The 14,585-nt window shown below is 62.6% G+C and carries 11 protein-coding genes; 7 read left to right on the plus strand and 4 right to left on the minus strand.

All coding sequences use genetic code 11. The features are described from left to right. Positions 1 to 204 precede the first annotated feature (204 nt). The 6 genes from bamA (at position 205) to lpxB (ending at position 7,067) form a co-directional block, all read left to right on the plus strand. Entirely contained in the window at positions 205 to 2,577 is a 2,373-nt protein-coding gene (bamA, locus tag LB536_RS04550) for an outer membrane protein assembly factor BamA (RefSeq protein WP_224590259.1), read from the plus strand. Positions 2,578 to 2,650: 73 nt separating this feature from the next. Beyond that, a complete protein-coding gene (gene lpxD, locus LB536_RS04555) occupies positions 2,651 to 3,706 on the plus strand; it encodes a UDP-3-O-(3-hydroxymyristoyl)glucosamine N-acyltransferase (protein WP_224590260.1) in 1,056 nt (351 codons plus the stop codon). Beyond that, the gene (fabZ, locus tag LB536_RS04560) at positions 3,699 to 4,166 is read left to right on the plus strand and encodes a 3-hydroxyacyl-ACP dehydratase FabZ (protein ID WP_140757460.1); all 468 of its coding nucleotides are present in this window, start codon (positions 3,699 to 3,701) and stop codon (positions 4,164 to 4,166) included. Before lpxD ends, fabZ begins: the two co-directional genes overlap by 8 nt. Positions 4,167 to 4,179: 13 nt before the next feature. Beyond that, the gene (gene lpxA / locus LB536_RS04565) at positions 4,180 to 5,013 is read left to right on the plus strand and encodes an acyl-ACP--UDP-N-acetylglucosamine O-acyltransferase (RefSeq protein ID WP_140808464.1); all 834 of its coding nucleotides are present in this window, start codon (positions 4,180 to 4,182) and stop codon (positions 5,011 to 5,013) included. Continuing rightward, positions 4,985 to 5,899, plus strand: a complete 915-nt coding sequence (locus tag LB536_RS04570) for an LpxI family protein (RefSeq protein WP_411966529.1) — start codon at positions 4,985 to 4,987, stop codon at positions 5,897 to 5,899. The genes lpxA and LB536_RS04570 overlap by 29 nt, the downstream gene beginning before the upstream one ends. Beyond that, positions 5,892 to 7,067, plus strand: a complete 1,176-nt coding sequence (gene lpxB / locus LB536_RS04575; RefSeq protein ID WP_224590262.1) for a lipid-A-disaccharide synthase — start codon at positions 5,892 to 5,894, stop codon at positions 7,065 to 7,067. Before LB536_RS04570 ends, lpxB begins: the two co-directional genes overlap by 8 nt. A gap of 84 nt (positions 7,068 to 7,151) precedes the next feature. Here lpxB and gltA read toward each other — a convergent pair whose 3' ends face one another. Beyond that, positions 7,152 to 8,474: a citrate synthase gene (gltA, locus tag LB536_RS04580; RefSeq protein ID WP_224590263.1), complete on the minus strand. Its 1,323-nt coding sequence runs from the start codon at positions 8,472 to 8,474 to the stop codon at positions 7,152 to 7,154. A gap of 199 nt (positions 8,475 to 8,673) precedes the next feature. After that, complete coding sequence (gltX, locus tag LB536_RS04585) at positions 8,674 to 10,098, minus strand: glutamate--tRNA ligase (RefSeq protein WP_140808458.1); 1,425 nt, start codon at positions 10,096 to 10,098, stop codon at positions 8,674 to 8,676. 103 nt (positions 10,099 to 10,201) lie between these two features. On the opposite strand from gltX, the gene LB536_RS04590 reads away from it, so the two are divergent. Further along, the gene (locus LB536_RS04590) at positions 10,202 to 12,655 is read left to right on the plus strand and encodes a ComEC/Rec2 family competence protein (protein WP_224590264.1); all 2,454 of its coding nucleotides are present in this window, start codon (positions 10,202 to 10,204) and stop codon (positions 12,653 to 12,655) included. Here the strand turns inward: LB536_RS04590 and lexA are convergent. Both lexA and LB536_RS04600 read right to left on the minus strand, forming a co-directional pair. After that, positions 12,649 to 13,392: a transcriptional repressor LexA gene (gene lexA, locus LB536_RS04595; RefSeq protein WP_140757454.1), complete on the minus strand. Its 744-nt coding sequence runs from the start codon at positions 13,390 to 13,392 to the stop codon at positions 12,649 to 12,651. The genes LB536_RS04590 and lexA overlap by 7 nt on opposite strands. Before the next feature lie 410 nt (positions 13,393 to 13,802). After that, the gene (locus LB536_RS04600; protein ID WP_224590265.1) at positions 13,803 to 14,576 is read right to left on the minus strand and encodes a GntR family transcriptional regulator; all 774 of its coding nucleotides are present in this window, start codon (positions 14,574 to 14,576) and stop codon (positions 13,803 to 13,805) included. Between the last annotated feature and the right edge of the window lie 9 nt (positions 14,577 to 14,585).

Here is a 14,585-nt window from a genome sequence, read left to right on the forward strand (position 1 = left end):
TTTGGCCCGGGCATGGTCGATGTTGAGACGCCGTTTACCATGCACGGGGATATGAGTGACGCGAAAGCCACGCAACAGGGTTAAGTAAATACAAATTAACCAGAAGCCTTGCGTGTAGGGAAAATCCGGTTAATACGGTAGGGGAAATGACCGCACGTCCGGTTTTCTCGCCGTGGGGACTACGAGAAAAGGTTATTAAGCCCGATGAAGGCAGCATCCAAGTTTCTAAACGCCGCGTCAGCGGCGGCACTGTCCGCCGCTCTGGTCGTACCCGGTGCGTTCGCAGTGCAGTTCGTTGCCACATCGGCGGCCGAAGCCGCTGTCGTAAGCAGGGTGGAGGTGAGCGGCAATCAGCGTGTCGACGCCGATACCATCCGCAACTACATCACCATCAAGCCCGGCAAGGCCTTCTCCAGCTCCGATGTCGATAGCGCGGTCAAGGCGCTGTTCGGCACCGGACTGTTCTCGGATGTCCAGATCAACCAGGTCGGCTCGACCCTGGTGGTCAAGGTTTCGGAATACAAGGTCGTCAACCAGGTGCTGTTCCAGGGCAACAAGAAGCTCAAGGACAACGCGCTTCAGGCAGCAGTTCAGCTGAAGCCGCGCGGCACGTTCTCCCAGGCTACGCTCGATTCGGACGTCGAGGCGGTCAAGGCCGCTTACAGGCGCATCGGCCGTGACGATGCCGGCGTGACCGCACAGATCATGGAGCTCGGCGACAACCGCGTGAATGTGGTGTTCCACATCACCGAAGGCGATCGCACGCAGATCGCGGCAATCAATTTCGTCGGCAACAGCGCCTATTCGAGCCGCCGCCTGTCGGACGTGATCAACACCAAGCGCTCATCTTGGGTCTCGTTCATCCTGCGCGACGACGTCTATGATGAAGACAAGCTGCGCGCCGACCAGGAACTGCTGCGCCGCTTCTACTTCAATCACGGCTACGCCGATTTCCAGGTCGTGTCCGCTGTCGGCGAGCTCGACAATGCGACCAACAAATACACGGTCACCATCACCGTCCAGGAAGGCGAGCGCTACAATTTCGGTGACATCAGCGTCGAAAGCACGATCCCGGAAGTGGACTCCAAGTCTCTGGAATCGGTGGTCGAAACCCGCAAGGGCGATGTCTACAATGCCAAGAATGTCGAAGACTCCATCATCGCCCTGACCGAGAAGGTGGCCGGTTCCGGCTATGCCTTCGCGCAGGTGACGCCGCGCGGCGACCGCAACTTCGAGAACCATACGATTTCGGTGGTCTACACGGTCGACCAGGGCACCAAGGCCTATGTCGAGCGCATCGAGATCCGCGGCAACGATCGGACGCGCGACTATGTCATTCGCCGCGAATTCGACGTCAGCGAAGGCGACGCGTTCAACCAGGTGCTCATCCAGCGCGCGAAGAAGCGCCTGGAAAACCTCAATTACTTTGACAAAGTCGACATTTCGACCGTGCCTGGCTCGGCCCCTGATCAGGTCGTGCTGGTGGTCGATGTGGTCGAGAAGTCGACGGGTGAATTCTCGGTTGGTGCCGGCTATTCGACCGGTGGCGATACGGCCGGACCGTCCGTCGAAGGATCGATCACCGAGCGCAACTTCCTCGGTCGCGGCCAGTTCATCAAGGTGTCCGCCGGCGGCGGCAAGAACTCGCGCGATTACAGCCTGTCCTTCACCGAGCCCTACTTCCTCGGCCGGCGCATCGCTGCCGGTTTCGACATCTACAAGTCGACCAGGCAGTACAACAACAACTACGACAGCGACACCACAGGCGCGACGATCCGGTTCGGACTGCCGATCACCAATAGCATCACGACCCAGCTCGCGTACAACATCTCGCAAGAGAAGTATAAGGTCGACGATAGCTGTGGTCCTACCACCATCGGAAATCCGGACGGCACCTGCACGATTTCACCGGCCATCCTGGATGGTATCGCTCAAAGTCCTTGGATCAAATCGTCGATCAGCCTAGGGCTGGTCTACAACACGATCGACGACATGAAGAACCCGCACGAGGGTATCTACGCCAACACGACCGTCGAAGTGGCCGGACTTGGTGGTGATGCTAAGTTCGTGAAGCTTACCGGGCGCGGCAGCATCTATCAGACGTTGTCCGAGCAGCTTGATCTGGTCGGTTTGATTTCGGGCGGCGCCGGTCATGTCGAGAGTTATGGTAACAACGGTACTCTGCGCATTTTCGATCAGTTCCAGAGCACCGACCGCATGATCCGTGGCTTTGCGTATAATGGCATCGGTCCGGTGGACCCGAATACGGGTGACCATCTGGGCGGGGTGACCTATTTCAATGCCTCGGCCGAAGCGCAGTTCCCGTTGCCGGTTATTCCCGAGAGCTTCGGTCTCCGCGGTGCTGTATTCGCGGACGCTGCGACGCTCTACGGCAGCAAGATCAGCACGACGGTCGACCAGGCTTCTCTCGACATGAAGCTTCGTGCCTCGGTCGGTGTCGGCCTGATGTGGGCCTCGCCGTTCGGGCCGATCCGTATCGACTATGCGATCCCGGTCAAGAAGGAAGCCAAAGACGACGTGCAGGAATTCAACTTCGGCATATCGACCCGCTTCTGATCGGCGGCCAACGATGCTCCCGGGTTTTGGATCCGGGAGAAATGTTCCGACCTAGCTGGATATAGCTTCTGGAATGACCGATCCGGTGTTCTTCGCGCCATCACGCCGGTATACGGCGGCCGAAGTCGCGAATCTGACCGGCTCGGTGCTTGTCGATTCCGGCCAATCCGACGTTTCGATCGAAGCGTTGGCGCCAGCTCATGAAGGTGGCGCCAACGCGCTCGTCTTCGTCGACGGCAAACGCAATTCTGCGCTGATGCCGTCGCTGCGGGCGGCGGCGGTTCTGTGTCCGGCGGACTTCGCAAACAAGGCGCCTGCCGGCATCGCTGTCCTGATCCATCCACGGCCGCAACAGGCTTTCGCGCTGGTTGGGCGCCTCTTGTTCCCGACAGCCGCCACGCCGGGGCCAATGACCGGTGAGACCGACGTTTCGCCGCATGCCCATATCGATCCGACCGCGCATGTCGAAGCCGGCGCTATCATCGAGGCCGGCGCGGTCATCGGCCCAGGCGTCTCGATCGGCGGCGGCACCGTCATTGCGCCGAACGCCGTCATCGGACAGTCCTGCCAGATTGGCCGTGACGGCTATGTCGGCCCGGCCGCCAGTATCCAGTACGCGCTGATCGGCAATCGGGTCATCATCCATGGTGGCGCCAGGATCGGCCAGGACGGCTTCGGCTTTGTCGGCGGCGCCAAGGGGCCGGAACGTGTTCCACAGATCGGACGGGTTATCATCCAGGACGATGTCGAGATCGGCTCCAATTCCACAGTCGATCGCGGCGCCATGTCCGATACGATCATCGGGCAAGGCACCAAGATCGACAATCTCGTGCAGATCGCCCATAACGTCCGCATCGGCCGCAATTGCATAGTAGCCGGGCTTTCAGGTATTTCCGGTTCCGTCGTGGTGGGTGACAATGTCACCATGGGCGGCGGCGTCGGGCTTGCGGATCATCTGACGATTGGTTCAGGTGCCAAGCTTGCCGCCAGAAGTGGATTTATGAGCAATGTTCCCGCCGGCGAGATATGGGGTGGCTATCCGGCACAGCCGATGGCGGAAGCCATGCGAGAGATAGCCATGTTGCGCACGATGGCCAGGGCACGCAAGCAGGGCAAGGACAATGGCTGACATGGTGGCGGCGACAACGCTGGAAGCGGTCGACATACTGGGGCTGATGAAGCTCCTGCCGCACCGTTATCCCTTCCTCATGATCGACCGCATCGTCGACATCGATGGTGACGAATCCGCCATCGGCATCAAGAACGTGACCATAAACGAGCCGCATTTTCAGGGGCATTTCCCGGAGCAGCCGGTGATGCCGGGCGTACTGATCGTCGAGGCCATGGCGCAGACGGCCGGCGCCATCTGCATCCGAAGCCTCGGGGCGTCGAAACCGTCGCTGGTCTATTTCCTGACCATCGACAACGCCAAATTCCGCAAACCGGTCGTTCCCGGCGACCAGTTGAAGATCCATGTCAAGAAAATCAAGAAGCGCGGCAACCTGCTCAAATTCGCCTGCGAAGCCCTGGTCGAAGGTACCAAGGCGGCCGAGGCCGAGATTTCAGCCATGATGGTCACCGGCGACTGACGATCGAGTGCTTATGAAAATCAAGACGTCAATCCATCCTTCCTCCATCGTGGAAGAAGGCGCCCAAATCGGCCAGGGTGTGCGCATTGGGCCGTTCTGCCATGTCAGCGGCGACGCTGTGATCGGTGACGGTGTCGAACTGGTCAGCCATGTCTCGGTGATGGGCGCGACCACTATCGGAGCGTCGACCAAGGCCTATCCGATGGCGATCCTGGGCGGACCGCCGCAGAATACCAAGCACAAGGGCGGCCGCACCACACTCGTCATCGGCGCCAACTGCACCATCCGCGAAGGCGTGACCATGCATGTCGGCACCGACACCAGCCGCGGCGAGACCACGGTGGGCGACAATGGCAATTTTCTGGCTTACGCCCACATCGCCCATGACTGTGTCGTCGGCAACAACGCTACCTTCGCCAACGGGGCGACATTGGGCGGCCACTGCGAGATCGGCAACAATGTCTATATCGGCGGCCTCAGCGCCGTTCATCAATTCGTGCGTGTAGGCGACAACGCCTTTCTTGGCGGGTGCTCGGCTTTTGTCGGTGATGTCATTCCCTATGCCATCGCGGTCGGTAACCGCGCCAGCTTGCGCGGCTTGAACATCATCGGCCTCAAGCGCGCCGGTCTGCCGCGGTCCGAGATCTATCTGCTGCGCAAGGCCTACAAGACGATCTTCGACCGCTCCCGCACAGTCGGCGAGAACATCGAATTGGCCAAAGCGGAGTTCGCCTCGTCGCCGACAGCGATGAAGATCATCGACTTCATCAGCAGTCGCGGCAAGCGGCACTATGCGGTGCCATCGCTCAAGGGCGGCGATGGCGACGATACCGATGACGAAGGCTGAGACAGCCGCGGCTGGTCTTGGTCTCCCGCCTGATGCCAGGGTCGGCATCATCGCCGGCGGTGGCAGCCTTCCGGTCGAAGTCGCTGCCGGTTTGGCCGAACAGGGTCATCCGCCCTTCATCGTGCTCATGGACGGCGAGGCCGACCGCCTGGCGGAGTTGCGCCAGTACGAGCATGAGACGCTTGCCCTGGAGGCGATAGGGTCGCTCGTTCCGCTGCTCAAGCGCAACCGGATTACCCATCTGGTGCTTGCCGGCGAGATAAAGCGCAGGCCCAGACTGACACATCTGCGTCCAAGCCTCAGCCTGCTCGCCGTGGTACCCCTCGTTGTCATGGCGTTGGCGCGTGGCGACGATGGGCTGCTCAAGGTGGTGGCGAGCGGGCTAGAGGCTCGGGGCATAAAGGTCGTGGGCGCCCACGAGATCGTGCCGAGCCTTGTCGCCGCCGAAGGGGTGTTGACCAGGGCCGCGCCTCAGAAATCGGACTGGCGCGACATCGAGGCGGGTTTCGCCGCGGCAAAGGCCATCGGGGCGCTGGATATCGGCCAGGCGGCGATCGCGATCGGCGGCCGGACCATTGCGCTTGAAGGCATCGAGGGCACGGCCGGATTGCTGGACCGCGCCAGGTTGCTGCGCGGCCACGGCCGTATCGCCGGCAAGACGCGCGGCGTTCTGGTCAAATGCGCCAAGCCTGGCCAGGAGTTGCGCGCGGATCTTCCTTCCATGGGGCCACAGACGGTTGAGGCAGCGCATGCCGCGGGGCTTGCCGGCATTGCCGTCGAGGCGGGACGCTCCCTGATCCTCGAAGGCCCCGCAACTCTCTCGTGTGCCAATGACCTTGGGCTGTTCATCGTCGGCCTGGCCGCAGCGGAGTCCGAACATGGCTGACAGGGCGCTGAAGATCGCGATCGTCGCGGGCGAGGAGTCGGGCGACCTGCTTGGCGCCGACATCGTCCGGTCGCTCCGCCAGACAACAGGTCGCGAGGTGCAACTCGTCGGGCTCGGCGGCCGCCATCTGCAGGCGCTCGGGCTGGTTTCGCCGTTCGACGCCGGCGAGGTCGCGCTGATGGGGTTCAGTGCCGTCCTGCGTGACCTGCCGCGCCTAGTCCGGCGGATCGGCCAGCTGGCGGGGATCGTTGCGGACGCCAAGCCCGACTGCCTCGTCACCATCGACAGCCCCGATTTTTCGCTGCGCGTCGCCAAGAAGGTGCGCGCGGCCAACCCGTCGATCCCGATCGTCCACTATGTCTGCCCGAGCGTCTGGGCATGGCGGCCGGGCAGGGCGGTGGCGATGAAGCCCTATGTCGACCACATCCTGTGCATCCTGCCATTCGAGGTGAAGGAGCTCGATCGGCTAGGTGGTCCGCCCGGTACCTATGTCGGGCATCGCCTGACGCATGATCCGGGCGTGCTGTCGGCGGCAAAGGCTCAAGGCCAGCCGCGTGATCTTTCACCAGACCGCGTGAAGACGCTGCTTGTCCTGCCCGGCTCGCGGCGCGGCGAGGTGCGGCGGCTGCTCGAGCCGTTCGGCGAGACCGTGTCGATGTTGCGGGCTCGCGGGCATCGGCTCCGCCTGATGCTGCCGACGGTGCCGCATGTCGCGGATACCGTGCGGTCCGCGGTCACGCGCTGGGACGAGAAACCCGAGATCATCCTCGAGCCCGAGCGCAAATGGCAGGCCTTCGGCAAGGCCGACGGCGCGTTGATCGCGTCCGGCACCGTGTCCCTGGAACTGGCATTGTCCGGGGTGCCGATGATCTCCTGCTACCGGCTCGACCCGGTCGCGCGTGTCGTCGCGCCGTATCTCGTTTCCGTCTGGTCGGCCCTGCTGCCCAACCTGATCTCGGATCGCGCGTTGATCCCGGAATTTTACAACGAGTATGTCAAACCGAACAATCTGGCGCGCCAGCTGGAAGCGCTGTTGGCCGACAGTGGCATGCGCGCCTGGCAGAAAGACGGGTTTGCCGAGATCTCACGGCGCATGGCAACGGACAAGCCATCTGGTGAGATCGCAGCGCAGGTGGTGATGGGGTGCGTGAAGAGAGGAAGAGAGTGAGTAGGCAGTAGTGAGTAGTGAGTAGTGAGTAGTGAGTTAGCACATTCTCCAATCTCACTACCCACTACTCACTACCAACTTGTCTCAGCGCTTGGCGATCGGCACGTAGTCGCGCTCCGGCGCGCCGGTGTAGAGCTGACGCGGGCGGCCGATCTTCTGGCGCGGATCCTCAATCATTTCCTTCCACTGCGCGATCCAGCCGACCGTGCGGGCGACCGCGAACAGCACGGTGAACATGGTGGTGGGGAAGCCCAGCGCCTTCAGTGTGATGCCGGAATAGAAATCGACGTTCGGATAGAGTTTCTTCTCGATGAAATAGGCATCGGTCAGCGCGATCTTTTCCAGTTCCATCGCGATGTCGAGCAGCGGATCGTCCTTGATGCCGAGTTCGCCCAGGACCTCATGCGCCGTCTTCTGCATGATCTTGGCGCGTGGATCATAGTTCTTGTAGACGCGGTGGCCAAAGCCCATCAGGCGGAACGGATCGTTCTTGTCCTTGGCACGGGCGATGAATTCCGGGATGTGATCGACATGGCCGATCTCGCCCAGCATGTTAAGCGCCGCTTCATTGGCGCCGCCATGGGCCGGGCCCCACAGGCAAGCGATGCCGGCGGCAATGCAGGCGAAGGGGTTAGCGCCCGAGGAGCCGGCGAGACGAACGGTCGAAGTCGAAGCGTTCTGCTCGTGATCGGCATGCAGGATGAAGATGCGCTCCATGGCCCGCGCCAGCACCGGGTTGATCTTGTATTCCTCGCAGGGCACGGCAAAGCACATGTGCAGGAAGTTGGCGGCGAAATTCAGCTCGTTCTTCGGGTAAATGAAAGGCTGGCCGATGTGGTACTTGTAGGCCATGGCCGCGATCGTCGGCATTTTGGCGATCAGGCGCATGGAGGCAACCATGCGCTGGTACGGGTCGGAGATGTCGGTCGAGTCGTGATAGAAGGCCGACAGCGCGCCGACCACGCCGCACATCACCGCCATCGGGTGCGCGTCGCGGCGGAAGCCGGTGAAGAAGCGCGACATCTGCTCGTGCACCATGGTGTGGCGCGTCACGCGATAGTCGAAATCGTCCTTCTGCGCCTTGGTGGGCAGTTCGCCGTAGAGCAGGAGATAGCAGACCTCGAGGAAGTCGCCGTGTTCGGCCAACTGGTCGATCGGGTAGCCGCGATGCAGGAGGATGCCGGCATCACCGTCGATGAAGGTGATCTCCGACTCGCAGCTTGCCGTCGAGGTGAAGCCGGGGTCATAGGTGAAGGCGCCGGTGGTGCTGTAGAGCGAGGCGATGTCGATGACGTCAGGTCCGACCGAGCCGCTTCGCACCTTGAATTCGTGGGTCTTGCCGGCGAATTCCAGCGTTGCCGTGGCCTCCTGGCCGCCCATATCCAGTTTTTTCGCAGCTTCGGTCATTGCAAACTCCTTCTTGTTTCCTCATGCCGGCAAAGGCAAATTCCGCAGAGCGACACGTCGAAATCACCGCAATGCGCGTAGTCGCCACCGCATTTTAGGAGGTGCGTGCCAGATTGGGCCAGGGCCTAATGTTGCACTGCGAAACGCGCCTTTCAATGCCAATCTTCTTGGGCCAGTTTCTTCTTGGGCCAGTTTGCTCCTAATCGATTTGATCCGCTATGCGCGCGAGGCTTTCCTCGCGCCCCAGCACGGCCAGCACGTCGAACACGCCTGGCGAGGTGCTTTTACCGGTCAAAGCGGCCCGCAACGGCTGGGCCACGGCGCCAAGCTTGTAGCCGCCGGCCAGCGCATAGTCGCGGATCGCGGCCTCGGCCGTGGCCGCTGTCCAGTCGCCGGACAGCGCATTCAAAGCTTCGTGAGCGCCACGCAGGATCTTGCGGGCATCGTCATTGAGCAGGAGAGCCGCCTTGTCGTCGATCGGCAGTGGCCGCGTGGCAAACAGAAAGCCGGCGCCGTCGACGAGCTCGACCAGCGTCTTGGCGCGCTCCTTCAGGCCTGGGAGCGCTGCCAGCAACTGCGCCTTGTTCTTCTCGTCGAGGCGCGCCGCCATCGCCGGGCCACTCTCCAGATAAGGCAAGGTGGCGATGAAGATGTCGAACAATTCGATATCGGCCATGCGGCGCATATGGACGCCGTTCAGCGCCTCGAGCTTGGCGAAGTCGAAGCGCGCCGCGCCCTTGTTGACGTCGCCGATATCGAACCAGGAGATCATGTCCTTGATCGACATGATCTCGTCATCGCCATGGCTCCAGCCGAGCCGCGCCAGGTAATTGAGCAGCGCCTCCGGCAGATAGCCCATGGCGCGATAGGCCTCGACCCCAAGCGCGCCGTGGCGCTTCGACAGCTTGGCGCCGTCGGCGCCATGGATGAGCGGGATATGCGACATCGAAGGCACGTCCCAGCCCATGGCGTTGTAGATCACGGTCTGGCGCGCGGCGTTGGTCAGGTGATCGTCGCCACGGATGATGTGGGTGACGCCCATGTCGTGATCGTCGACGACGACGGCATGCATGTAGGTCGGGTTGCCGTCCGAGCGCAGGATGATGAAATCGTCGAGATCCTTGTTGGGGAAGCGCACCTCGCCCTGGACCCGGTCCTGCACCACCGTCTCGCCCTCGGTCGGTGCCTTGATGCGGATGGCGCCCTTGACGCCGGCGGGCGCCTCCGACGGGACGCGGTCACGCCAGTGGCCGTTATAGCGAGGCGGCAGGCCCTTGGCGCGGGCCGCCTCGCGCATCGCCTCGAGCTCGGCTGAAGTCTCGTAGCTGTAATAGGCCTTGCCCAGCCGCACCAGTTCCTCGGCGACCTCCCGGTGGCGCGGCGCGCGCTCGAATTGGGAGACCGCTTCACCGTCCCATGACAGACCGAGCCAGGTCAGTCCGTCCAGAATGGCTGATGTGGCCGCCTCGGTCGAGCGCTCGCGATCGGTGTCCTCGATACGCAACAGCATCGTGCCGCCGGTGTGCTTGGCATAGAGCCAGTTGAACAGCGCCGTGCGTGCGCCGCCGATGTGCAGATAGCCGGTCGGCGAGGGGGCAAAACGGGTGATGACCTTGTCGGGCATGAAACTCTCGGAAAACGTCTGAAGCTGGGTGCGGAGTGCGCGGACTTTCGCGCGTCGCGCGTTCATGTAGCATAGGGTGTCGAGGGCGCAAGGGGCAGACCCGATGACTGGACGAGGCCGGGGCTCGGATCGGGGCGAGGGCGCCATTGTCGGCGTCAGCGAGCGGTCCCTGTTTACAACGCCTCCGGCGATCCCACTGCCATCGCCGCTCGTGGCTGCGCCCGCAATCCAGCCGCCGCAGGCGGACAGCCCGGCGCCAACTCCGTCTCCCGCCGCGCGCGGGATTGTGCGCGTGCGCCGGCAAATCGGCCTGATTGCCTTGCCTCGCCTGCGTCACGGCGTGGCCAAGGCGGCGGAGCTGGAACTCGACCGGGGCATCGCCTTCCTGCTGGTGCCGGTCTGCCTGGCCGTTGGGGCGATCGGCTACTTTTCGCTGGCGTCCGAGCCCGATTTTGCAAGGCCCGTCGCTGCCGTGATGCTGGCGGCGATCTGTGCATTCGTCTCCCGCTCTTGGCCGAAAACCCATCTGTGTTTCATGGCAGTGCTGTTGTGTGTGCTTGGCCTGCTCGCGGCGAAGGTCGAAACATGGCGAGCCGGAACCCGGATGCTGGGCTCGGAGATATCGACGCAGCTGACCGGCCGCGTGGTCTCGATCGAAGAAATGGAGACCGGCCGCATCCGGCTGACCATGGACGTGATTTCGACGGCCCGCCCGAAACTGCGCTATGCGCCGGAAAGGGTCCGGCTTTCGGCACGCAAGATACCGCCGGAAATGACCGCCGGCTCGCTTGTCACAGGTTATGCCAAACTGCTGCCGCCGACCGGTCCGGTGCGGCCGGACAGCTACGACTTCTCCTTCGAGAGCTATTTCGCCGGCATCGGCGGCAGCGGCTTCTTTCTCGGCAATCCAACCGTTGTCTCCGCCGACGACGGTCAGATGCCGCTGCCGGCACGCCTTTTTTCTGGCATCGAAGATGCCCGCGAAGCCATCGCCGACCATATCAGGGGCAGCATTGGCGGCGCCGAAGGCGAGATCGCGGCGGCGCTGATCGTTGGCGTGCGCGCCGGCATTCCCAATGAAATCAACGAAGCGATGCGGCGTACCGGCATCTATCACATCATCTCCATTTCGGGACTGCATATGGCGCTGGTGGCCGGCACCATCATGGGTCTGTTACGCGGCGTCTTCGCGCTGTTTCCAGGCTTTTCCGCGCGCCGGCCGGTGAAGAAATACGCGGCCGCCGCCGCACTTTTCTCTATCGCCGCCTATCTCGTCATTTCCGGCGTCGTCGTCGCCGCCGAGCGCAGCTTCATCATGCTGGCGGTGATGCTGGTCGCCGTCTTGTTCGATCGCGCGGCACTGACCATGCGCAACCTGGCGATCTCGGCGATCGCCGTCATCCTGGTTTCCCCGCACGAGGTCGTCGGCCCGAGCTTCCAGATGTCGTTCGCGGCGACCGCGGCCTTGGTCGGCGCCTATGCCGGCTGGGCCGACCACCATGCGGGAAAGACGAGGCCGCCGCCGCCAAAGCGATCCCTGCCCGGGTTCCTGACGCGAAAATTCCTGCTGGCGACAGGTGGATTGGCCATGACGTCCATCATCGCCGGCAGCGCAACGGCGCTGTTTGCCATCTGGCATTTCCAGCGGGTGTCGCCGCTCAGCCTGTTCGCCAATCTGGCCGTCATGCCGATCGTATCGGTCGTGATGTTCCTGGCTGTCGCCAGCGCGTTGCTGATGCCGTTCGGGTTGGATTGGCCGGCTCTCTACCTCATGGGCAAGGGCCTGACGGCGATGATCGCCGTATCGGCGTGGATATCGGAGCGCTCTCCGATCGATGGGGTCGGGCTGATCTCGCAGCAATCCGTGCTGCTGGTCACCGTCGCGCTGGTCATCGCGACGGTGGCGACGACCTGGTTGCGGCTCGCCGCGCTGCCATTCGCGCTTGCCGGCCTTTTGACTGTGTCGCACACACATACGCCCGATGTGCTGATCTCGGAAGACGCGCGGCTGGTCGCCCTGCCGATCGGCAATGGCGAACTGGCCGTCAACCGGGAACGTCCGAACGAATTCGCAGCCGACAACTGGAAACGCGCTCTGATCTCCGAAACAATCGTCAAACCGGAAATGTTCGACAAGATGGACGGGCAATTCGATATCGCTAGTCCCACCGACCTGCCGCGGGGATCGCCGTTCTATTGCCGCGAAGGCCTGTGTCTTGCCAGGCACCCCTCCGGTGCGATCATCGCCTATGTCGAGGATCGCAAGAGCACCTGGAAGGCCTGCGCCTTCGCCGACCTGATCGTCGTCAATGACGCGACCGCCTATGACGCCTGCCACGATCCGCTGGTTCTCGTGGTCACCAAACGACAGCTCGCCCGCAAGGGAAGTGCCGCCGTCTACTTCGATCCCCAGTCGGCCACGAGCCCGGCTGCGATCGAATTCGCCGTCGACGGACCATACCGCCCCTGGCACGAGCAGCGAAAATTCTCACGCGAGGCGAGAGGGCTGCTGCCCTATAAAAAGTCCGACAAGCTCGATGGCAAGCCGGCTCAGTAGCGCCTGATCAGCCCGACAAGCTTGCCCTGCACCTTGACCCGATCCGGTCCGAAGATGCGCGTTTCGTAGGCTGGATTGGCGGCTTCGAGCGCGATCGAGGCGCCCTTGCGGCGGAACCGCTTCAGCGTTGCTTCCTCCTCATCGACCAGCGCCACGATGATTTCGCCCGGACTTGCCGTGTCGGCATTGCGGATGATGACCGTATCGCCGTCGAAGATACCGGCCTCGATCATCGAGTCGCCTTTGACTTCCAGCGCATAGTGTTCGCCGCCCATGATCATGTCCGGCGGCACCGAAATCGAATGCGTCTGGTGCTGGATGGCATCGATCGGCACACCGGCGGCGATACGGCCCATGACCGGGATGGACACGGCTGAAACCGCATCGTCGTCGTTACCGGCTGCGGGCAGGCGCGACGGCGCGGCCGCCGGCCTGATCTGGCGACCGAGACCGCCTTGGCCAAGGCTGCCCTGGATGACGCTTGGCGAGAACTTCTTCGCCGCATTGAGGCCCGGCGCGATCGAGTCCGGCAGCCGCAGCACTTCCAGCGCGCGCGCCCGGTTGGGCAGCCGGCGAATGAAGCCGCGTTCCTCCAGCGCCGTGATCAGGCGATGGATCCCCGACTTGGAGGCAAGATCGAGCGCTTCCTTCATCTCGTCGAAGGAGGGCGGTATCCCGCTTTCCTTGAGCCGTTCGTGGATGAACATCAGCAGTTCATGTTGCTTGCGTGTCAGCATGGCGGCCCCCAAGGCAGTGAACGAAAGGTCTGAACCAGAATCGAAAAACAAACCCAGAACAAACACTATCTGTTCCAGTTGTGTTCCGCAACCGTTTAAAGTTTAATGAATTTGTTAAGACGTCTGAAGTTTTTTGCCCGCGACAGCGGACGGCAATCGACCCTTTCCGCCGTCGGCAAGCACATTGAAATCGTTTTGGTTAATGGGCTGTGGCCCATCCTCCGCCCAGGCTTGGCATCAGTCTTTTGGAGGGCTTTCCCGGGGGTGGATCGTAAAAATTGTGGATCCATCATTCGCGGAACGAAACGAAATCAAAACGCCAACGATCGTAGCTTCGGGCAGCGATCGATCCAGGCGTCCGGCCGGCCCCGATCAAGTGCGTGCGAACAGGCGTTGCGGAAGCGCTGAAGTCATCCGGAACCCGCTTTCAAGCTGCCGGCGCGGGCAGCGTATTCGGTCGCGCCACTGTCTTCGCTGTGGACATAGACATGCAGGGTGTAGCCGATATGCGCAGTCATCAGCGCCTTGGCCCGCTCGACGTCACGATCGAGTGCCGCTTCCATGATCGCGGTATGGTGTTCGATCGCAATCGCTTCACGCAGTGCCTCCATAGCCTCTTCATAGCCATCCTTGAGGCCAGCCGCGGCCCGCAATGTCGGCGCCAGACCAAGAAAGCGATGATGCCGGCGCAGCTGATCCGAGATTGTCGAGCGGAAACGCAGCAGCCAATCGCATGTGGCGGCGCTCAGCAGCGCCGCATGGAAAGCCTCGTGGTTCTCGTCCCATTTGTCGACGGCCGCATCCGAGGGATCGTCGACCGCGGTCTTGCAGCGGGAGAGCCGGTAGTGGGCGGTGACGACAGCATCCTCCCACTCCTTGCTGCCTTTCTCCATCGATTCGAGGAATAGGGGGATCTCGACCACCATCCTGGCGCGCGCCAGGTCCTCCAGTTCGGCCCGCGATACCGGAGCCACGGTAAAGCCGCGATTGCTGATGGCGGTGACAAGGCGTTCGGCCTCGAGCCGCGACAAGGCTTCTCGCAACGGCGTCCAGCCGACGCCATAGGTACCGCGCAGCGCACTCAGCTTGAGCGGGGAGCCGGGCATGAGGCGCGTGGTCAGGATATCGCGCCGCAACAGCTGATAGGCTGCCTCCGTCTTTGTGGAGCTGGTTTGATCCTGCATCGCGGTCCA

The sequence above is a fragment of the Mesorhizobium sp. ES1-3 genome (assembly GCF_020164795.1).
Lineage (GTDB): Bacteria > Pseudomonadota > Alphaproteobacteria > Rhizobiales > Rhizobiaceae > Mesorhizobium.

What these genes read in the sequence shown, in the direction of transcription:
- bamA (WP_224590259.1), top strand. Translation starts at nt 205, where the DNA reads ATGAAGGCAGCATCCAAGTTTCTAAACGCCGCGTCAGCGGCGGCACTG.
- lpxD (WP_224590260.1), top strand. Translation starts at nt 2,651, where the DNA reads ATGACCGATCCGGTGTTCTTCGCGCCATCACGCCGGTATACGGCGGCC.
- gltX (WP_140808458.1), bottom strand. Translation starts at nt 10,098, where the DNA reads ATGCCCGACAAGGTCATCACCCGTTTTGCCCCCTCGCCGACCGGCTAT.
- lpxB (WP_224590262.1), top strand. Translation starts at nt 5,892, where the DNA reads ATGGCTGACAGGGCGCTGAAGATCGCGATCGTCGCGGGCGAGGAGTCG.
- lexA (WP_140757454.1), bottom strand. Translation starts at nt 13,392, where the DNA reads ATGCTGACACGCAAGCAACATGAACTGCTGATGTTCATCCACGAACGG.
- gltA (WP_224590263.1), bottom strand. Translation starts at nt 8,474, where the DNA reads ATGACCGAAGCTGCGAAAAAACTGGATATGGGCGGCCAGGAGGCCACG.
- lpxA (WP_140808464.1), top strand. Translation starts at nt 4,180, where the DNA reads ATGAAAATCAAGACGTCAATCCATCCTTCCTCCATCGTGGAAGAAGGC.
- LB536_RS04600 (WP_224590265.1), bottom strand. Translation starts at nt 14,576, where the DNA reads ATGCAGGATCAAACCAGCTCCACAAAGACGGAGGCAGCCTATCAGCTG.
- fabZ (WP_140757460.1), top strand. Translation starts at nt 3,699, where the DNA reads ATGGCTGACATGGTGGCGGCGACAACGCTGGAAGCGGTCGACATACTG.
- LB536_RS04570 (WP_411966529.1), top strand. Translation starts at nt 4,985, where the DNA reads ATGGCGACGATACCGATGACGAAGGCTGAGACAGCCGCGGCTGGTCTT.
- LB536_RS04590 (WP_224590264.1), top strand. Translation starts at nt 10,202, where the DNA reads ATGACTGGACGAGGCCGGGGCTCGGATCGGGGCGAGGGCGCCATTGTC.